This window comes from Stenotrophomonas pavanii (genome assembly GCF_900101175.1).
GTDB lineage: Bacteria > Pseudomonadota > Gammaproteobacteria > Xanthomonadales > Xanthomonadaceae > Stenotrophomonas > Stenotrophomonas pavanii.
Genome location: NZ_FNFQ01000003.1, coordinates 433347 through 451381 on the forward strand (window position 1 = coordinate 433347; position 18035 = coordinate 451381).

The following is an 18035-nucleotide window of genomic DNA, read 5'->3' on the forward strand; positions in this document are numbered from 1 at the left end:
GGCCGCTGGCCGGCGGAATGTGGATCGACGCGCAGGTCGGTAGCGCCGGCCGCTGGCCGGCAGAATGGCCATGCGCCGTCACCGCCACCATTCAGCCCCCGGGCGTATGCTGGAACCCTGTCCCACGGAGCCGCCGCATGCACATCGTGTACAAGGCCGACAACCTGTTCGACGCCCATCTGGTCAAGCACGCGCTGGAAAACGCCGGCATCCCGGCCTTTGTGTTCGGCGAGCAGCTGCTGGGCGGCATGGGCGAGCTACCGTTGTTCGGCGTGCTGCGGGTCGGCATCCCCGACGCGGCGCGGCCGCAGGCGGAGGACATCATCGCCGCGCTGGACTTGGGCCCGGCCGCGGACGCCCCCATTTCCGATGCAGACGATTGGGCCGGACAGCCGGCGTAGGAGTGCATCATGTTGGGAATTGGCCAGGGCATCCTCGGCATCGGGGCCTTCAAGCAGCGCCTGCCGCGCCCGGAAGAGGCACTGCCGGGACGCGAGCAGCCGCTGCCGCTGCACAGCAACCAGCACTTCGTGAACAGCCATCCGCTGAAGGACCGCTTCGCCGGCCTGCAGCAGATCCGTTTCGCGCTGGGCTGCTTCTGGGGCGCCGAGCGCAAGTTCTGGACCGAGCCGGGCGTGTACAGCACCTCGGTCGGCTACGCCGGCGGCATCACCCCGAACCCGACCTATGAAGAGGTCTGCTCGGGCCTGACCGGCCACACCGAAGTGGTGCAGGTGGTGTTCGACCCGGCGGTGGTGAGCCTGGAACGGCTGCTGCAGCTGTTCTGGGAAAGCCACGACCCGACCCAGGGCATGCGCCAGGGCAACGACACCGGCACCCAGTACCGTTCGGCGATCCATGCCACTGACGAGGCACAGTACGCCGCTGCGCTGGCCAGCCGCGAGGCCTACCAGGCACAGCTGGATGCGGCCGGCTACGGCCCGATCACCACCGAGATCGTGTACCCGGCACCGGCGTACTACTACGCCGAGGACTACCACCAGCAGTACCTGGCGAAGAACCCGAACGGCTACTGCGGTATTGGTGGCACCGGCGTGAGCTGCCCGATCGGGCTGGATGTGGAGGCGCCGCGCTGACGCGCGGTGGTCCGCCTGCGGCGGGCAGAAGCCAAAGCCAAAGCCAAAGCGGCTCTGGGTTGCTGATGGTTGGGCGGGACGGGGGCGGCCGGCAGGACACGCCGTAAACCCCCCTCCGGGGTCCGGCCCAGCCGCTGGCGGCTGTGCGTTCGGGCGCTTGCGAAGCAGTGCTTCGCAAGCAAAGCGCCCTCACCCATGGGGGCTCGATGGCGCCATCCATGGCGCCAACGGTCCTGCCAGCCGCCCCCGTCCCACCATCGACAGTTTCCCGGTGACGGCGGGCAAGAGCATGGGTTACTGACGACTGAAGGAAAACAAAAAGGACGCGGCCTTCGCCGCGTCCTTTTTGTTTGGTCCTGCAGCGCATTCTGTAGAGCGGAGCCATGCTCGGCTCCGAGCGAGCGAAGCGCGCGACCCGCTGTTGCTCTTCTTTCTTTCTTCCGTGGCGGGCGGCCACAGGAAACTGTCAGAGGGCGGGCGGGTTGGGTTCGCGGGAGTGTCCGCCGCATGGATGCGGCGGCCAAGCCTCCAGGGATGGATTCACGGCGTCTCCCGCGAACCCAATCCGCCCGACCCAGCACGACTGTTGCTTCATGCCTTTCGCGACCAACCGACCCGCCACGAGGGGCTCAGCCGTTGGCCGGAATCACAGTGCCGCGCGGATCCGCTCGCGCAGTGCTTCCAGATCCTTGGCAAACGCCTCGATACCCGTCGCCAGCTTCTCGGTCGCCATCGGATCGGCCGCCAGGTCCGCCGCGAACGTCGCCGCGTCGATCGGGGTCACCGCCGCGCCATCGGCGGCACCGGCCACCAGCTTGCGCGGCAGCTCACCGTGGTCGGCGTCCAGCTTCTCCAGCAGGTCCGGCGAAATCGTCAGGCGGTCGCAGCCGGCCAGCGCTTCGATCTGCCCGGTCGAACGGAACGAGGCGCCCATCACCACCGTCTTCGAACCACGGCGCTTGAATTCGGCATAGACGCCGCGCACGAACTTCACGCCCGGGTCTTCGTCGATGGTGGCCGGGGTCTGGCCGTTGGCCACGTACCAGTCCAGGATGCGGCCGACGAACGGGGAGATCAGGAACGCGCCGGCCTCGCTGCAGGCCAGCGCCTGGGTCGGGTTGAAGATCAGGGTCAGGTTGCAGTCGATGCCTTCGGCCTGCAGCACGCGCGCGGCTTCCACGCCTTCCCAGGTCGCGGCGATCTTGATCAGGATCTTCTCGCGCGGCACGCCGGCATCGGCGTACATCTGGATGAACTGGCGCGCCTTGGCCACGGTGGCAGCGGTGTCGTGGGCCAGGTCGGCATCCACCTCGGTGGACACCCGGCCCGGTACCAGCGTGCTCAGCAGCGCGCCGACGCCGATGGTCAGGCGGTCGGCCACCGCGTGCACCACGGTTTCACGGTCGCCACCCTGCTGGCGGCCCCAGGCCAGTTCACGTTCGATCAGGTCGGCATAGACCGGCAGGTCCAGCGCCTTCTTCACCAGGGTCGGGTTGGTGGTGCAGTCCACCGGCTGCAGGCGCTTGATCGCCTCGTAGTCACCGGTATCGGCAACGACCACGGACAGTTCGCGCAGCTGGGACAGTTTGGACGGGGTACTCATTACGGCTCCTGGTGCAAGGGAATCGAATCGCGCGCGGTGCGCAGCGGTAATCAGGGGTGATCGTTGTGGACAGCCGTCACGCGCAGGCGCAGCTTGCGGCCGCCGGGCGCGTTCCAGTCGATGCTCTGGCCGATCGCCAGGCCCAGCAGGGCGGTGCCGACCGGGGCCAGCACGGAGACCTTGCCTTCATCGACATTGGCTTCGCGGGGGAAAACCAAGGTCAGGACGTGCTTTTCGCCCGACACTTCATCTTCGCACTCCACGCGCGAATGCATCATGACGATGCCTTCGGGAATCTGGTCCGGCGCCAGCACGGTGGCCCGGTTGAGTTCTTCAGCAAGCGCGAGCGCGGCAGGCGTCTGGCTCAGCGCAGGGGACTCGAGCATGGCGTCCAGGCGGTCCATGTCGAAGGAAGAAACGGTGATCGACGGCGGCAGGCCGCTGGCGGTGTTCATGGTGAAGCTCCTTGGTTGAAAGCCATGCAAAAGGCGGCACCTGCTGGCGCCGCCTGTCTGTATTGTGGGGACAAATGCGGCCGGAATCGACTCCTGCCGATTCCGGGCCGGTGCTGCGGGGGCTCAGCCGTTCAGCGCGGGGCCGGGCAGGGCTGCCGCATCGGACGTGGTGTGCAGCGCATCCAGGGTGAACAGTGCCTGCGGCAAGCGCTTGAACTGGTCGGCCAGCTCCATCAGGAAGTCGTTCATGGCCGAGCTGCGGCGCCAGATCATGGCGATGCGGCGGCTGGGACGGCCCTCGCCGGTGAAATCGAGCAGGCGGATGTTGTTCGAGCGCGGCACCGGCGGCTGCACCGACAGGCTCGGCAGCAGGGTGATGCCGACGTCGGCGGCGACCATCTGGCGCAGGGTTTCCAGGCTGGTGGCGCGGAATTCGGACTTCTCGTTGGCGCCGAACAGGCGGCAGACTTCCAGCGCCTGGTCGCGCAGGCAATGCCCGTCTTCCAGCAGCAGCAGCTTCTGCGTGGCCAGCTCCTGCACGTCCAGGTGTTCGCGACGGGCCAGCGGGTGGCGGCCGGAGACGGCCAGCAGGAACGGTTCCTCGAACAAGAACTCGGCATGCAGCTGATCATCGATCACCGGCAGCGCCAGCAACGCAGCATCCAGCTTGCCTTCGCGCAGGCGGTCCAGCAGCACGTCGCTCTTTTCCTCGACGAGCAGTAGTTCCAGCTCCGGGAAGCGTTCACGGATGCGCGGAATCACATGCGGCAGCAGGTACGGGCCGAGGGTCGGGAAGATGCCCAGGCGCACCGTGCCGGCTTCCGGGTCGCGGCTGCGTCGCGCCGCTTCCTTCAGTTGTTCCACTTCGGACACGATCACCCGTGCCCGTGCCGCCGCTTCCTGGCCGGCCGGGGTCAGCATCACCTTGCGCGGTGCGCGTTCCACCAGCGGCAGGCCCAGTTCCTCTTCCAGCTTGCGGATCTGGGTGGACAGCGTGGGCTGGCTGACGAAGCAGGAGGCGGCAGCCCGGCCGAAATGCTTGTGGTCGGCCAGGGCTACCAGGTACTTCAGATCACGTAGGTTCATCCTTACACCCCAAGGGTAACGGACCGGCTGACGGCGTGGTTACCCGACAGGCAGACAATGTTCCCGGTGATCTGGGAACGGTGGATCAGGCCGCTTCAGCAACGGCACCGCTGCTGTTGCTCACCGACGAGCGGATCAGGTGGTCGAACGCGCTCAGTGCGGCGGTCGAGCCGGCGCCCATGGCGATGATGATCTGCTTGTAGGGCACCGTCGTGCAATCGCCAGCAGCGAACACACCCGGCAGGTTGGTCTGGCCGCGGTCGTCGATGACGATTTCGCCACGCGGCGAAAGCGCCACCACATCCTTCAGCCACTCGGTGTTGGGCAGCAGGCCGATCTGCACGAAGATGCCTTCCAGCTCGACGCGGTGGGCATCGCCGCCGATGCGGTCCTTGTACACCAGGCCAGTGACCTTGCTGCCGTCGCCCAGCACTTCGGTGGTCTGTGCGCTGGTCAGCACCGTCACGTTGGCCAGGCTGCGCAGCTTCTTCTGCAGCACTTCGTCGGCACGCAGGCTGGAATCGAACTCCAGCAGTGTTACATGCGACACGATGCCGGCCAGATCGATGGCCGCTTCCACGCCGGAATTGCCACCGCCGATCACCGCCACGCGCTTGCCCTTGAACAGCGGGCCATCGCAGTGCGGGCAATAGGCCACGCCCTTGTTGCGGTACTGGTCTTCGCCCGGCACGTTCATCTGCCGCCAGCGCGCGCCAGTGGACAGGATCACCGAACGCGACTTCAGCACCGCGCCGTTCTCCAGCTGCACCTGCACCAGGCCGTCTTCGCCGGCCGGCACCAGCGCGCTGGCACGCTGCAGGTTCATGATGTCCACGTCGTACTCGCGCACGTGCTGTTCCAGCGCCGTGGCCAGCTTCGGGCCCTCGGTTTCCTTCACCGAAATGAAGTTCTCGATGGCCATGGTGTCCAGCACCTGTCCACCGAAGCGCTCGGCGGCGATGCCGGTGCGGATGCCCTTGCGCGCGGCGTAGATCGCCGCTGCCGCACCGGCCGGGCCACCGCCGACCACCAGCACGTCGAAGGCGTCCTTGGCGGCGATCTTCTCGGCGTCGCGCTTGCCGGCATTGGTGTCCAGCTTGGCCACGATCTGCTCGAGGGTCATGCGGCCCTGGTCGAACACTTCACCGTTGAGGTACACGGTCGGCACCGACATGATCTCGCGCTTCTCGACTTCGTCCTGGAACAGGGCGCCGTCGATGGCCACGTGCCGGATGCGAGGGTTGAGCACCGCGGCCAGGTTCAGCGCCTGCACCACGTCCGGGCAGTTCTGGCAGGACAGCGAGAAGTAGGTTTCGAACGCGTACTCGCCTTCCAGGTTCTGCACCTGCTCGATCAGCTCGGCGGTGGCCTTGGACGGATGACCGCCGACCTGCAGCAGCGCCAGCACCAGCGAAGTGAATTCATGGCCCATCGGCAGGCCGGCGAAGGTCAGGTGGATATCCTGGCCCGGCGTGCCCAGGTCGAAGGACGGCACGCGGCCTTGGCCATCGCGCAGGACCTGCAGCGAGATCTTGTCCGACAGGCTTTCCAGGGTCTGCAGCAGCTCCAGCATTTCCTGCGACTTGGCGCCGTCGTCGGCGTGCGCGGTGATCTGGATCGGGCGGGTCACGCGCTCCAGATAGGTCTTCAGCTGCGACTGCAGGTTGGCGTCCAACATCGGTCTTCTCCTGGCTTCAGGCAAACAGGGGGCGTGGCACCGCTGTACAAGGTAGCGGACCAGCTGGGGGTAGGGGTGAACCCAAGACAGCGACCGTGGAAGGGGCTGGCTGGCCAAGGCGGGCGAGCGTTGGCTGTCTTGGGTTCACCCCCACGCCGGCAGAGCACCGGCATGGGGATGAAGGGCGCGCCGTGGCGTGGGGCCATGGCAGGCCGGTACGGCGTTAGATCTTGCCGACCAGGTCCAGCGACGGGGTCAGGGTCTTCTCGCCTTCCTTCCACTTGGCCGGGCACACCTGGTTCGGGTTGGCGGCGGTGAACTGGGCAGCCTTCAGCTTGCGCAGGGTCTCGGAGACGTCACGGGCGATCTCGTTGGAGTGGATCTCCAGGGTCTTGATCACGCCTTCCGGGTTGATGATGAAGGTGCCGCGCAGGGCCAGGCCTTCTTCCGGAATGTGCACGCCGAAGGCGTTGGTCAGCTGGTGGGTCGGGTCGCCGACCAGCGGGAACTGGGCCTTGCCGACGGCCGGCGAGGTCTCGTGCCACACCTTGTGCGAGAAGTGGGTATCGGTGGTGACGATGTAGACCTCGGCGCCGGCCTTCTTGAACTCGGCGTAATGGTCAGCTGCGTCCTCGATCTCGGTCGGGCAGTTGAAGGTGAAGGCGGCCGGCATGAAGATCAGGACGGACCACTGGCCCTTCAGGCTGGCGTCGGAAACCTTGATGAACTCGCCGTTGTGGTACGCGTTGGCTTCGAACGGCTGGATCTGGGTGTTGATGAGAGACATCATTTTTCCTCTTGGTGAAGGGGAGCGGGTGAATCGACAGGAGCTAGGTTACCCATTCGCTGGCGATAAGAACAATGCATTGATTGCATCTATTTAATAGGCGCAGTCTATCGTTAGGCCATGAGCAGGCACTGAACCTTGCCGTGGCCATCCTGCAACTGACTGTGTGACAAGGAAAATCTTCCTCAGCAGGGGAAGACGGCCGATAGCCCGTCCTTATCCCGTGGACGGGGACCTGAACGGATTCCGGTTTTGTAGAGCCGAGCCTGTGGCCGGCTGCTCCAGAAGCAGCCGAGCACGGGCCCGCCTCTACAATTGCGCAATGTCCTTCCAACCCGAACCCTCCCTTCGCCAAGTCGTGGCCGACGCCAGCGCCCGCCTTGGCGGCATCGACGCCCGCCACGAAGCCGAACTGCTGCTGCTGCACGTGCTGGAACGCCCACGCAGCTGGCTGTTCGCGCATGCCACCGATCCGCTGGCCGCCGCCGACCAGGCCGCCTTCGAAACGCTGTTGGTCCGCCGCATGGCCGGCGAGCCGGTCGCCTACCTGACCGGCCGCCGCGGTTTCTGGACGCTGGACCTGGAGGTCGACCCGGCCACGCTGATTCCGCGCCCGGAAACCGAGCTGCTGGTCGAGCTGGCACTGGAGCGCCTGCCGTCAGACCATTCGCTGCAACTGGCTGACCTCGGCACCGGCACCGGTGCGATTGCACTGGCACTGGCCAGCGAACGGCCACAGGCGCAGGTGCTGGCCACCGACGCCAGCCCGGGCGCGCTGGCGGTGGCTGCGCGCAACGCGGCACGCCATGAACTGCGCAACGTCCGCTTCGCCGAAGGCGGGCACGACTGGTATGCGCCGCTGCAGGGGGCACGCTTCGACCTGATTGCCAGCAATCCGCCGTACATCGCCAGCGACGACCCGCACCTGGACGAGGGCGACCTGCGTTTCGAACCGGCCTCTGCGCTGGCCTCGGGCGTGGACGGCCTGGATGACATCCGCCGCATCGTTGACGGTGGTCAGGCGCATCTGCGGCCCGGTGGCTGGTTGCTGATCGAGCACGGATGGGACCAGGGCGCGGCGATCCGCGCGTTGTTCGACGCCGCCGGTTTCGCGGAGGTGGAGACTGCGCAGGACCTTGAGCAGCGCGATCGCATCACCCTGGGCCGGCGACCGGCCTAGAATGGAGGTTCTCCTGCCCCGGCAGGGCATCACCCTGGAGCTGCAAGCATGCGTACGCTGTACCCCGCCATCACCCCCTACGACGTCGGCACCCTGAAGGTCGACGACCGCCACACGCTGTACTTCGAGCAGTGCGGCAACCCGGACGGCAAGCCGGTGGTGATGCTGCATGGTGGCCCGGGTGGCGGCTGCAGCGACAAGATGCGCCAGTTCCACGACCCGTCGAAGTACCGCATCATCCTGTTCGACCAGCGCGGCGCTGGTCGCTCCACCCCGCACGCGGATCTGGTGGACAACACCACCTGGGACCTCGTTGCCGACATCGAGAAGCTGCGCGAGCACCTGAAGGTCGATCGCTGGCAGGTGTTCGGCGGCAGCTGGGGTTCGACCCTGGCCCTGGCCTATGCCGAAACCCATCCGCAGCGCGTGACCGAACTGGTCCTGCGCGGCATCTTCATGCTGCGTCGCTGGGAGCTGGAGTGGTTCTACCAGGAAGGTGCCAACCGCCTGTTCCCGGATGCGTGGGAGCACTACCTCAAGCCGATCCCGTCGGTGGAGCGGCATGACCTGATCTCGGCCTTCCACCGCCGCCTGACCAGCGAAGACGAAGCCACCCGCCTGGAAGCGGCCAAGGCGTGGGCAGTGTGGGAAGGTGCGACCAGCTTCCTGCACGTCGATGACGACTTCATCAACAGCCACGAAGACCCGCATTTTGCGCTGGCGTTTGCCCGCATCGAGAACCACTACTTCGTCAACGGCGGCTTCTTCGAGGTGGAAGACCAGTTGCTGCGCGACGCGCACCGCATCGCCGACATCCCGGGCGTGATCGTGCACGGCCGCTATGACGTGGTCTGCCCGCTGGCCAACGCCTGGGACCTGACCAAGGTATGGCCGAAGGCAAAGCTGGAAATCACCCCGGCGTCGGGCCATTCGGCGTTCGAGGCCGAGAACGTGGACGCGCTGGTGCGCGCGACCGATAGCTTCGCCTGATGGGTAGTGCCGGCCGCTGGCCGGCAACGCCGCACCGGTAGCGCCGGACGATGCCCGGCGCTACCAACCCTCATCCACGCATGGCGTGGATCTACCACAACCTGGTAGTGCCGGCCGCTGGCCGGCAACGCCGCACCGTTGGTGCTGGGCGATGCGCGGCGGCGATTCTCTCCCTTGTTCAAGGCTGTCGCTATTGGCCTTGAACCGGGGCGAGGCGGGCTGGCACCGTGGACGTCCGTGAAATTTTCGGCGACCCCAGCATGTACACCCGCCTGCTGTTGACCAAGGAAAAGGCCTCTCCAACCGATGCATACGTTGGCGGCGGTGCGTTTCTTCCAGAGAACATACCTTGGCCAGCCTGTGTTGAAGGCCGTGCGCTCTTTCACCTGATGGCACTCCCTGCACATTGGTTCTATCCGCAGGGCGTTGCTGAGGATTTCTGGTTCTCAGTCTTCATCCCCACCGATACCTGGGATCATTCCCACTTCCGTCGGCTGCGCGCGGTCAAGGGAACCAGCGACGCAGTTGTGCTCGCATACAGGCGTGGCGGCGCATCCAGAAGCCGATGCATGAGCGACTCGCTTGAGCGCGGCCGTATCGAGCGTGTGGAGTGTTTGGAACCTGACGATGATGAGAACCTGGATTCCAAGCTGGATGGAGTCGATGCATGGCTGCAATCACCTTTGACGTGGAATGGCGGTCGCCGTCGCTTGATGCTCTACGGCGCGGACATCGACGGCATTCTGCCTTCGCACAAAGGCGTGCTGTCCGACGGCATGGCGTATCTGTTCCTCCGGGACAAGCCTGATTTTTCTCCGGGAGGACGCGTCGGGGCGTTCTTTCTCCAATTGGGCTGAATCAGTTTTTTGCTGCGTCCCGCGCTGGCTCTGCACCGAAGTCCACATCCACGCGCGGCGTGGATTTAATGCACTTCGTGGTGTCGGCCGCCGGCCGGCAAACCTGAAATGCTTGGATTCCTGCAGACGCCGGCCAGTGGCCGGCGCTACCGCGAAGCGGATCCCCACCCACGCATGGCGTGGGTCTACCGCAGCCTGGTAGTGCCGGCCGCTGGCCGGCAGACCGGGATCCATTGGAACCGTGCAGGCGCCGGCCAGCGGCCGGCGCTACCAATCCCCGGCCAGCAACGCGTCGGCCAGCACCTGCAGCTTCGGCGAGTGCTGGCGCGACGGAGGGTAGATCAGCGACAGCGCGCGGCTGCGGCCCTCGAACGGCTGCAGCACGCGTTGCAGGCGGCCGTCAGCGAGCGCGTCGGCTACGGCGAAATCCATCACCTGCACGATGCCGATACCGGCGATGGCCGCTTCCACCAGCGGATCGCCGCTGTCGAACACCATCCGCGTCGGTGGCGTGAACTCACGCAGCTGCCCGTCCTGCAGGAACTGCCAGTCCACCAGCCGGCCACTGCGCAGGTTGCGTACCGCCAGGCAGGCATGATCCCGCAAGGCGGCCACATCGTCGGGTGCGCCACAGCGGTCGAGGTAGTCCGGGCTGGCCACCGTCACCCAGCGCAGCGGCCGCAATGGTCGCGCGACGATGCGCTGGTCGGCGATGACGCCGGTGCGCAGCGCGGCATCGAAACCTTCTTCAACCAGATCGACCAGGCGGTCGCTGAGCACCGCCTCCACCTGCAGCTGCGGATGCCGTTGCAGCAACGGCGCCAGCATCGGCACCAGCACCTTGCGCCCGAACATCGAGGGTGCGCTGATCTTCAGGGTGCCCGAGGGCGTGCACGGACGATCGGCCAACTGGCGTTCGGCATCCTCCAGGCCACACAACAGCGGCGCCACCTGATCGACGAACTGGCGGCCATCTGGGGTCAGCGCCACGTTGCGGGTGTTCCGCTGCAGCAGCTTCACTCCCAGCGTGGCCTCCAGCCGGCCGATCGCGCGCGAAAGCCCGGACTGGCTCAGGCCCAGCTGACCGGCGGCCACGGTGAAACTGCGCGCTTCGGCCACCTGCACCAGCATGCGCACCGCATTGAGGTCCATCGAGGTTCCATTCATGCCGAAAATCATGACAGATATGGTGGGTTGGGGGTTTATTGATTGCCCGGCATCAATGAGACTGCGCTCCCCCACCGCACCAGACCGCCGATGCCTCCCCTCAAGTACCCGCGCTGGGCGCTGACCCTGCTGGCCACTGCCCAGCTGATCATCGCCCTGGATGCCACCATCATCTTCGTCGCCCTGCACGACATGGGCCGCGCGCTGCAGATCAACGCGCAGCAGCTGCAGTGGGTGGTCAGTGCCTACACCGTGGCGTTCGGCGGCAGCCTGCTGCTGGGTGGCCGTGCCGCCGACCTGATCGGCCGCCGCCGCTTCTACCGGCTGGGCATGCTGCTGTTCGCACTGGCATCGCTGCTCGGTGCGCTGGCGCCGAATGCCATCCTGCTGATCATCGCGCGCGCGGCGCAGGGCATCGGTGCGGCACTGCTGTTCCCGGCTACGCTGGCGCTGATCAACACGCTGTACGCGGAAGGTCCGGTGCGCAACCGTGCGCTGGCGATCTGGAGCATGGCCAGCGCGGTGGGCCTGGCGCTGGGCACGCTGCTCGGTGGCGTGCTGACCCAGGCGTTCGGCTGGCCGGCGGTGCTGGCCGTGATCGTGCCGCTGGCCACCGCCTGCGCGGTCGCGGCCGGTGCCTGGTTGCCGGCCGATGGCCCGCGTGCGCACGGCCGCTCGTTCGACCTGGCCGGGTGCATCACCGTCACCCTCGGCGGCAGCCTGCTGGTGACCACGCTGGTGCAGGGCCCGGAATGGGGCTGGACCGCGCCGGCCACGCTGGGCTGCCTGCTGTTGTCGGCGCTGCTGCTGGTGGCGTTCGTGCAGATCGAACAACGCAGCCGCGATCCGCTGATGCAGTTCGCGCTGCTGCGCCTGCCCGGCCTGCGTGCCGCGCTGGGCCTGACCTTCGCCTTCATGAGCAGCTACGGCGTGCAGTACTACTTCATGGCGCTGTATTTCCAGGACGGCTACGGCTGGAGCCCATTGCAGGCCGGCCTCGCCTTCCTGCCCGCCACCGCAGTGTGCACGGTCGGCATCCAGCTGGCGGAGTGGACATTGCAGCGCTGGAGCGCGCGCAGGGTGCTGGTGGCCGGGCAGCTGGCCGGCGCCATCGGCATTGCCTGGGTCGCAGCGTCGCTGCCGCATGCAGCGAACTTCTGGCCGCTGCTGCCGGGTGTGGTGGTCATGAGCATCGGCCAGGGCATGACCTGGACCGCGATGTGGATCGTGGCCGGGCAGGGCGTGCCGGCTGCGCAGCAGGGCGTGGCCTCCGGCATGGCAGCCACCGCGCAGCAGATCGGCGGTGCGCTGGGCCTGGCGGTGCTGGTGATGGTGGCCAACGCCGATGCCGGCGCCGCCGGTTCGCCGAGTGCACTGGCCGGGCTGGTGCGCGCCGAATACGGCGCCGCGTTGTTCGCCCTGCTGGGTGTGGCGATCGCACTGGGCCTGCGCCCGGCGCCGGTGGCGGTGGTGCCGGCCGCTGGCCGGCAAACGCTCTGATCCAACGATCCGGAGGTTGCCGGCCAGCGGCCGGCACTACCGGTTCGGCATGGATACACGCGCGTTCAACCCAGCGCCAGCAGCTCCGGTTGCAGCGCACTGAAGATCCGCGCCAACCGCTCGGCCCAGGCCTGCTGCCCGGCGACGCCGGCGATCAGGTCCTGGCGGATCTCCAGTTCCACGTGCACCAGGCCACGGCCTTCGCCATGCACCGGTACCGCGTAGTCGCTGGTACTGCTGACCGAATACGGTTCGTTGTCACCCACCACCAGGTCGCCTTCGTCACGCAGCGCCTGCAGCAGGACATGCGCGAAGCGCGTGTCCCGGTGGTACAGCACGCCGGCATGCCACGGCCGCTGCGTGCCGTTCATCGCCGGGGTGAAGCTGTGCATCATCACCAGCAGGGTGGGGCGGCCGGCATCGCGGCGTACATCCAGCTCTGCGTCGATGCGCGCGTGGTAGGGCGCGTGGATCGCATCGATGCGCTGCTGGCGCTGCGCCGCCGACAGCCCGGCATTGCCCGGTACCACGGTGTGGTCGCTCACCTCCGGGATCAGCGTGGGCGAGGCCAGCGGGCGGTTGCAGTCGATCAGCAGCCGCGAATAGGTCTGTTCGATCGCCCACGCATCCAGCCGTTCGGCCAGTGCGCGGGTAGTGCCGGCGATGCCGATGTCCCAGCCGATGTGGCGATCCAGCTCGGCCTGCGCCAAGCCCAGGCCGGCCAGCGCGCGCGGCACCTGCTGCCCGGCGTGGTCGGCCAGCAGCAGGTACGGCGAAGCGCCCTGCGGCCGGTGCACGGTGTAGACCGCAGGATCGCCGGCCCCCAGCAATGCCGGCACGGGGTGCAGGTCGGCATCAGCCACGCGGGCGCCCGTCCAGGTGGTGCTCGATCATCCACAGCCCGGCCCAGAGCTTGGCATCCAGCTCGTAGCCTTCGCCCATCTTCTGTACCAGCCAGGCGGCGGCCTGGCTGCGCGGAATCTCGTGCACGGTGATGTCTTCGCTGTCATCACCGCCACCGTCGCCGATGCGGCGCAGGCCGGTGGCGCGCACGAAGGCGATCTTCTCGCTGCTGGCGCCGGAGGAGGTGGGGCCAATCATCAGCACTTCGGCATGGTCGGCGGTCCAGCCGGTTTCTTCTTCCAGCTCGCGCACGGCCGAGACTTCGATCGACTCGCCGGCGTGGATGTCGCCGACCAGGCCGGCCGGCATCTCGATGGTGGGGGCCTGCAGCGGTACGCGGAACTGTTCGACGAACAGCACCTTGTCCTCCGGGGTCACTGCGATGATGATCGCGGCCAGGCCGCCGGCATGGGTGCGTTCGCTGTATTCCCAGGTGCCACGCACCACCATGCGCTGGTACTTGCCTTCATAGACGACACGCGGGGCTTCGGTGTTGCGCTGGCTCATGCGGGCTCGCTGGAATTGGAAAAGGAAGGAGTGGGAACGGGGTCGGCCACGCCGGCGGCACCGAACAGCCGGCGGCGGGTCATCGGGCCGAAGCGCAGGGTCTGGCACAGGCCATCGAGCAGTTCCGGGTCGGCCGGCTGGCGCAGCAGGCCGGGTTGGCTGCCCTCCAGCGGCGCGTCCAGCGCGATGGTGGTCAGCTGGCGCCAGAGCTGGGCGTGCTCGCGCTGCTCGCGCAGGCGCACGGCCATCTGTGCAGCGCCACGCAGGCGCAGGAACGGCACCTCGTCCAGGCGTTCGAACAGCGCATCCATGCTGCCGAAGTGAGCCAGCAGCACGGCGGCGGACTTGCTGCCGACACCACTGACCCCGGGAATGTTGTCCACGGCATCACCGCACAGCGCCAGGTAGTCGGCGATCTGGTGCGCGTGCACGCCGTGCCGGGCCTTCACCCCGGCCACATCCCAGCGCTGGTTGCGGGCGTAGTCCCACTGCTCGTCGTGGTCGGCCAGCAGCTGCGACAGGTCCTTGTCGGCGGAGATGATCACCCCGCGATGGCTGCTGCGGTGGACGTGCAGGGCACTGCCGATCAGGTCGTCGGCCTCGTAGTCGTGATGGGCCAGGACCGCCAGGCCCAACGCCGCGCACAGCGCCTTGCAGTGCACGAACTGGCGCTTGAGCGCCTCCGGTGCCGGATCACGGTTGGCCTTGTAGGCCGGATACAGGCGGTGGCGGAAACCGCTGTCGAGCGCTTCGTCGAAGGCGATGGCGATGTGCTGCGGGCGCTCGCGTTCCAGCAGGTCCAGCAGGAAGCGGGCGAAGCCGTGCACGGCATTGGTCGGCCAGCCCTGCGCGTCCTGGAACTGGTCCGGCAGCGAGTGCCAGGCGCGGAACACGTAGATGCTGGCATCGACCAGGTACAGCGACGGCGGCGGTGCCGGCAGGGTCATGCCGGCGGCGTCCAGTCCCGCAGCAGGGTTGCCGGGTCGGGGCGCTCGCGCTCGGGCACGTCGGCCCTGGCGGTGCCGATGTGGATGAAGCCGGCGATGCGTTCGCCCTCGACCAGGCCCAGGTGGGCCTGCACGACCGGATCGAAGGCCATCCAGGCCGTCAGCCACTGTGCGCCGAAGCCCAGCGCCTGCGCGGCCTGCAGCAGGGCGAAGCAGACGCAGCCGGCGGTCATCAGCTGCTCCTGCTCGGGCACCTTCGGGTCCGGGCGCGGGCTGGCCACCACCACGATCACCAGCGGGGCGTGGCTGAAACGCTGGCGGTCCTTCTCGAACACGGCCTCGCCGGCATGCGGGTCGCGCTGGCGGCTGCGTTCGGCCAGGAAGTCGCCCAGAGTGTGACGTGCATCGCCGGCGATCTTCAGGAAGCGGAACGGTACGCGCTTGCCGTGGTCGGGCACGCGTACGGCCGATGCCAGCATCCGCTGCAGCGTGGCCGGGTCCGGGCCGGGCTCGCCCAGTTGCCGCGAAGGCACTGAGCGGCGGGCATCCAGGGCGAGCAGGGCAGCGGGGTCGGGCATGGAGTCTGAACCGGTCATCACGGGGGTTTGATTATAGTCGGGGTGGTCAATGACGCCGTCTGTGTCGCGTCCGGCCTCTGAATACCAAACTGTGATGAACGTCATGCCACTGACGGGGAATGAACGATCGCTTCCCCTCGCCTCGCAGGCCTTGCACGGCTTACGATACCCCTCTTGCCGGGCCGCCGGTCATGAGGTTTGAAGTGAGGACTGTTTCACTGTCCGTGACGGGCTGGCCGGCCTACCATCGACGTACCGGTACATGGGGTGTGCCGGTCGTCGCGATGTCCATGGTGTCTGTCGTACCAGAGAAGGTGGGGAGCCTTCCCGAATGATGAGCGTGCCCACACCGATGGGATCGCCGGGCCGTGACCCGGCCCAGCTCCAGCTTGCCCGGGACATGGTCCTGCCCGCGCTGTGCCAGGCCTTCGGGGCCGCACTGGCGCGTTTCGACGATGCCCTGTTCGACCGTGCCGGCAATGCCGGCTCGTCGCAGTTGCTGTTCCTGGATGCGATGCGCGAGCTGCGCCGGCGTCGCGAGGACATCGCCGGCGCCTTCGCCGGCCACCTGCAGCAGGCCTGGGCGGCATTGGCCGCCGGTGAGCCGCTGTCGGCCGAGGCGACCCTGTCCGGGCCGGCCGAGGACGGCTTGAGCCTGCTGGCCGAGCATGTGCTGGAATCACGGTTGGCGGTGCGCAATTTCGCCACCGTACTGCTGCGTGACTTCAAGCCGGTGCTGGCACGGCTGGACCGCCGCCTGGGCCGCTTGATCGGCGGCGTCGAACTGGACGCGGACCATAATCCGATCAGCCCCGAGCATCTGGGCGTGGCCATCCACGAAGCCTTTGCCGGCTGTGAACTGGCCCCGGAAGTGCATCTGGTGCTGATCAAACTGTGCGAGCGCGACCTGCGCGCACCGGTCGGCCGCATCTACGAGAAGCTGGACGAGCAACTGGCTGCGGCTGGCGTGATGTCGCAGTTGGGCACTCCGCAGCGCCCACCGCCGCCGGCGCCGGATCCGCGCATGGCCGGGATGCTGGATGACCTGGTCGAGCAGCGCCACGGCGCGGGCTTCGATCCGGGCTTCAGCGATGACGAGCAGGCGGCACCGGCCTGGGCGCAGCGCTTCGCCGCCCGCTGGTCCGAGCGCCGCGGGCATATGCAGCAGCACCTGGGCGGCGATGACGGCGCCACCGGCGAGGCCTACGCCGGCCAGCAGGGCATGCTGCTGGAAGCGCTGCACGAACTGCTGCAGCAGACCCGCCACGTGCGTGAGGACGCCACGTCTGCGGCACAGGTGGCGGTCGGCCAGCAGCGACCGCTCAGCCAGCGCGAAATGATGTCGGTGCTGTCGCTGCTGCAGGCCACGCCGAGCGCGACCCTGCGCGCGGCCATCGGCGAGGACGGCGAATCGCTGGCGCAGCGGCTGAAGAGCGAAGTGCTGTCCAGCGCCACCCAGCTTGGCGTCGATCCGGGCCAGACCCGCCTGGACCCGCAGGACGAGGACGCCATCGATCTGGTCGGCATGCTGTTCGACGTGATGCTGGACGAGCGTGAACTGGAGGGCCGCTCACGCGAACTGATCGGCCGCCTGGTGGTGCCTTTCGTCAAGGTGGCCATGCTCGACCGCCGCATGTTCGTGCAGAAGACCCATCCGGCGCGCAAGCTGCTCAACTCGCTGGCCGAGGCCTGCGAGGGCAACACCGGCGAAAGCCAGGCCGAGCGCATGCTGATGGCCAAGGTCGAAGAGATCATCGAGCGCCTAGTGGCCGAGTTCAACGAGAACCTGGCGATCTTCCTGACCCTGGAAGAGGAATTCCGCGAGTTCCTGGTGCAGCATCGCCGCCGCGTGGAAATCGCCGAGCGCCGTGCCGCCGAAACGCAGCGCGGCCAGGAAAAACTGGAAATGGCCCGCACCCGCGCCGGCGCCGAGCTGGACCGCCGTATCGGCGATGCCAGCCTGCCGCCGGCCATTGCCGAATTCCTGCGCCAGCCGTGGCAGCACCACCTGACCCTGGCGCTGCTGCGCGAGGGCGAAGAAGGCGCCTCGGTGGCCGAGGCATTGAGCCTGGGCGACGGCTTGCTGGAGGAAGTGGCCGAGGCGCGCCGCCAGATCGTCGGCAAGCCGTGGCTGCAGGCCTGGCAGCCGGTGTTGGCCAAGGTGTTTGCCAGCGTCGGTGTGCACGGCGATGCGGCCACCGGGGCGATTGACGCCCTGCATGACACGCTGCAGGGCATCGCCGAGTCGCGGCCGGAACTGCAGCGCGCGCTGCCCGAGCTGCCGCAGGTGGCGCTGCCGGCGCCGCCGGTCGCTGAATCGCCAGCGGTGGAACTGGGTGGCCAGATCGACGCCGATGATTTCGACAATGCCGATGCCGACCGCTTCCGCCGCATGGAAATCGGCAACTGGCTCGATTTCGTCGACAAGGACGGCAAGGTGCAGGCCGGCAAGCTGTCCTGGGTCAGCCCGATCTCTTCGCGCCTGCTGTTCGTCAACCGTCGCGGCGTGCGCTTCTGCGTGGCCTCGCCGGAAGAACTGGCGGTGATGGTGCGGCTGGGCCGCCTGCGCGCCCATGTGGATGATGGTGCCTTCGACAGCGCCATGCAGGGGGTGATCGACCGCCTCGACCCGGGCAGCGCCACGCTGCACTGAGCGCGGGCCGCCTGCTAGGATCGGGAAAACTCACCGATCAGCGGGGA

17 protein-coding genes are annotated in these 18035 nt (G+C 67.6%); 7 read left to right on the forward strand and 10 right to left on the reverse strand.

Annotated features, from left to right (window positions below):
* Positions 1-137 precede the first annotated feature (137 nt).
* Together BLS66_RS08120 and msrA are read left to right on the forward strand one after the other, a co-directional pair.
* Positions 138-401 (forward strand): putative signal transducing protein, encoded by a 264-nt coding sequence (locus tag BLS66_RS08120; protein WP_049467989.1) that lies wholly within the window; start codon positions 138-140, stop codon positions 399-401.
* 30 nt (positions 402-431) lie between these two features.
* A complete protein-coding gene (msrA, locus tag BLS66_RS08125; RefSeq protein ID WP_032956996.1) occupies positions 432-1097 on the forward strand; it encodes a peptide-methionine (S)-S-oxide reductase MsrA in 666 nt (221 codons plus the stop codon).
* Between the two features lie 646 nt (positions 1098-1743).
* Here msrA and BLS66_RS08130 read toward each other — a convergent pair.
* From BLS66_RS08130 to ahpC, 5 genes are all read right to left on the reverse strand, one after another.
* On the reverse strand, positions 1744-2700 hold the full coding sequence (locus BLS66_RS08130) for a transaldolase (protein ID WP_074725606.1): 957 nt from the start codon (positions 2698-2700) through the stop codon (positions 1744-1746).
* A 50-nt stretch (positions 2701-2750) separates the two neighbouring features.
* Positions 2751-3155, reverse strand: coding sequence for a nucleoside diphosphate kinase regulator (rnk, locus tag BLS66_RS08135; protein WP_049466522.1), 405 nt, complete (start codon positions 3153-3155; stop codon positions 2751-2753).
* Between the two features lie 123 nt (positions 3156-3278).
* A complete protein-coding gene (locus tag BLS66_RS08140; protein ID WP_049466520.1) occupies positions 3279-4241 on the reverse strand; it encodes a LysR substrate-binding domain-containing protein in 963 nt (320 codons plus the stop codon).
* A gap of 85 nt (positions 4242-4326) precedes the next feature.
* Positions 4327-5919 carry an alkyl hydroperoxide reductase subunit F gene (gene ahpF, locus BLS66_RS08145; protein ID WP_049466519.1) on the reverse strand — a complete coding sequence of 531 codons (1593 nt, stop codon included), beginning with the start codon at positions 5917-5919 and terminating at the stop codon, positions 4327-4329.
* Between the two features lie 223 nt (positions 5920-6142).
* Positions 6143-6706, reverse strand: a complete 564-nt coding sequence (gene ahpC / locus BLS66_RS08150) for an alkyl hydroperoxide reductase subunit C (RefSeq protein ID WP_005408159.1) — start codon at positions 6704-6706, stop codon at positions 6143-6145.
* Positions 6707-7028: 322 nt separating this feature from the next.
* Between ahpC and prmC the strand changes: the two genes are divergently transcribed.
* From prmC to BLS66_RS08165, 3 genes are all read left to right on the forward strand, one after another.
* Positions 7029-7886 carry a peptide chain release factor N(5)-glutamine methyltransferase gene (prmC, locus tag BLS66_RS08155; protein WP_074725607.1) on the forward strand — a complete coding sequence of 286 codons (858 nt, stop codon included), beginning with the start codon at positions 7029-7031 and terminating at the stop codon, positions 7884-7886.
* Between the two features lie 48 nt (positions 7887-7934).
* Positions 7935-8876, forward strand: coding sequence for a prolyl aminopeptidase (gene pip, locus BLS66_RS08160; protein WP_053462225.1), 942 nt, complete (start codon positions 7935-7937; stop codon positions 8874-8876).
* Between the two features lie 260 nt (positions 8877-9136).
* Complete coding sequence (locus tag BLS66_RS08165; RefSeq protein WP_074725646.1) at positions 9137-9733, forward strand: hypothetical protein; 597 nt, start codon at positions 9137-9139, stop codon at positions 9731-9733.
* Between the two features lie 267 nt (positions 9734-10000).
* Here BLS66_RS08165 and BLS66_RS08170 read toward each other — a convergent pair whose 3' ends face one another.
* Positions 10001-10885 (reverse strand): LysR family transcriptional regulator, encoded by an 885-nt coding sequence (locus BLS66_RS08170; RefSeq protein ID WP_074725608.1) that lies wholly within the window; start codon positions 10883-10885, stop codon positions 10001-10003.
* 105 nt (positions 10886-10990) lie between these two features.
* Here BLS66_RS08170 and BLS66_RS08175 point away from each other — a divergent pair, with 105 nt between their 5' ends.
* On the forward strand, positions 10991-12400 hold the full coding sequence (locus BLS66_RS08175) for an MFS transporter (RefSeq protein WP_074725609.1): 1410 nt from the start codon (positions 10991-10993) through the stop codon (positions 12398-12400).
* Positions 12401-12465: 65 nt separating this feature from the next.
* Here the strand turns inward: BLS66_RS08175 and BLS66_RS08180 are convergent, their stop codons facing one another.
* Genes BLS66_RS08180 through BLS66_RS08195 form a run of 4 tightly spaced genes read right to left on the reverse strand, consistent with a single transcriptional unit; the run spans position 12466 to position 15335 of the window.
* Positions 12466-13263 carry an N-formylglutamate amidohydrolase gene (locus tag BLS66_RS08180; protein WP_049465741.1) on the reverse strand — a complete coding sequence of 266 codons (798 nt, stop codon included), beginning with the start codon at positions 13261-13263 and terminating at the stop codon, positions 12466-12468.
* Complete coding sequence (locus tag BLS66_RS08185; protein WP_049465743.1) at positions 13256-13810, reverse strand: NUDIX hydrolase; 555 nt, start codon at positions 13808-13810, stop codon at positions 13256-13258. The genes BLS66_RS08180 and BLS66_RS08185 overlap by 8 nt, the downstream gene beginning before the upstream one ends.
* The gene (locus BLS66_RS08190) at positions 13807-14757 is read right to left on the reverse strand and encodes a 5'-3' exonuclease (RefSeq protein WP_053462228.1); all 951 of its coding nucleotides are present in this window, start codon (positions 14755-14757) and stop codon (positions 13807-13809) included. The genes BLS66_RS08185 and BLS66_RS08190 overlap by 4 nt, the downstream gene beginning before the upstream one ends.
* A complete protein-coding gene (locus BLS66_RS08195; RefSeq protein ID WP_053505770.1) occupies positions 14754-15335 on the reverse strand; it encodes a nitroreductase family protein in 582 nt (193 codons plus the stop codon). Before BLS66_RS08195 ends, BLS66_RS08190 begins: the two co-directional genes overlap by 4 nt.
* A gap of 331 nt (positions 15336-15666) precedes the next feature.
* Here BLS66_RS08195 and BLS66_RS08200 point away from each other — a divergent pair, with 331 nt between their 5' ends.
* On the forward strand, positions 15667-17988 hold the full coding sequence (locus tag BLS66_RS08200) for a DUF1631 domain-containing protein (protein WP_074725610.1): 2322 nt from the start codon (positions 15667-15669) through the stop codon (positions 17986-17988).
* Positions 17989-18035 lie beyond the last annotated feature (47 nt).

What these genes read in the sequence shown, in the direction of transcription:
- BLS66_RS08120 (WP_049467989.1), top strand. Translation starts at nt 138, where the DNA reads ATGCACATCGTGTACAAGGCCGACAACCTGTTCGACGCCCATCTGGTC.
- BLS66_RS08130 (WP_074725606.1), bottom strand. Translation starts at nt 2,700, where the DNA reads ATGAGTACCCCGTCCAAACTGTCCCAGCTGCGCGAACTGTCCGTGGTC.
- rnk (WP_049466522.1), bottom strand. Translation starts at nt 3,155, where the DNA reads ATGAACACCGCCAGCGGCCTGCCGCCGTCGATCACCGTTTCTTCCTTC.
- BLS66_RS08140 (WP_049466520.1), bottom strand. Translation starts at nt 4,241, where the DNA reads ATGAACCTACGTGATCTGAAGTACCTGGTAGCCCTGGCCGACCACAAG.
- ahpF (WP_049466519.1), bottom strand. Translation starts at nt 5,919, where the DNA reads ATGTTGGACGCCAACCTGCAGTCGCAGCTGAAGACCTATCTGGAGCGC.
- ahpC (WP_005408159.1), bottom strand. Translation starts at nt 6,706, where the DNA reads ATGTCTCTCATCAACACCCAGATCCAGCCGTTCGAAGCCAACGCGTAC.
- prmC (WP_074725607.1), top strand. Translation starts at nt 7,029, where the DNA reads ATGTCCTTCCAACCCGAACCCTCCCTTCGCCAAGTCGTGGCCGACGCC.
- pip (WP_053462225.1), top strand. Translation starts at nt 7,935, where the DNA reads ATGCGTACGCTGTACCCCGCCATCACCCCCTACGACGTCGGCACCCTG.
- BLS66_RS08165 (WP_074725646.1), top strand. Translation starts at nt 9,137, where the DNA reads ATGTACACCCGCCTGCTGTTGACCAAGGAAAAGGCCTCTCCAACCGAT.
- BLS66_RS08170 (WP_074725608.1), bottom strand. Translation starts at nt 10,885, where the DNA reads ATGGACCTCAATGCGGTGCGCATGCTGGTGCAGGTGGCCGAAGCGCGC.
- BLS66_RS08175 (WP_074725609.1), top strand. Translation starts at nt 10,991, where the DNA reads ATGCCTCCCCTCAAGTACCCGCGCTGGGCGCTGACCCTGCTGGCCACT.
- BLS66_RS08185 (WP_049465743.1), bottom strand. Translation starts at nt 13,810, where the DNA reads ATGAGCCAGCGCAACACCGAAGCCCCGCGTGTCGTCTATGAAGGCAAG.
- BLS66_RS08190 (WP_053462228.1), bottom strand. Translation starts at nt 14,757, where the DNA reads ATGACCCTGCCGGCACCGCCGCCGTCGCTGTACCTGGTCGATGCCAGC.
- BLS66_RS08195 (WP_053505770.1), bottom strand. Translation starts at nt 15,335, where the DNA reads ATGCCCGACCCCGCTGCCCTGCTCGCCCTGGATGCCCGCCGCTCAGTG.
- BLS66_RS08200 (WP_074725610.1), top strand. Translation starts at nt 15,667, where the DNA reads ATGATGAGCGTGCCCACACCGATGGGATCGCCGGGCCGTGACCCGGCC.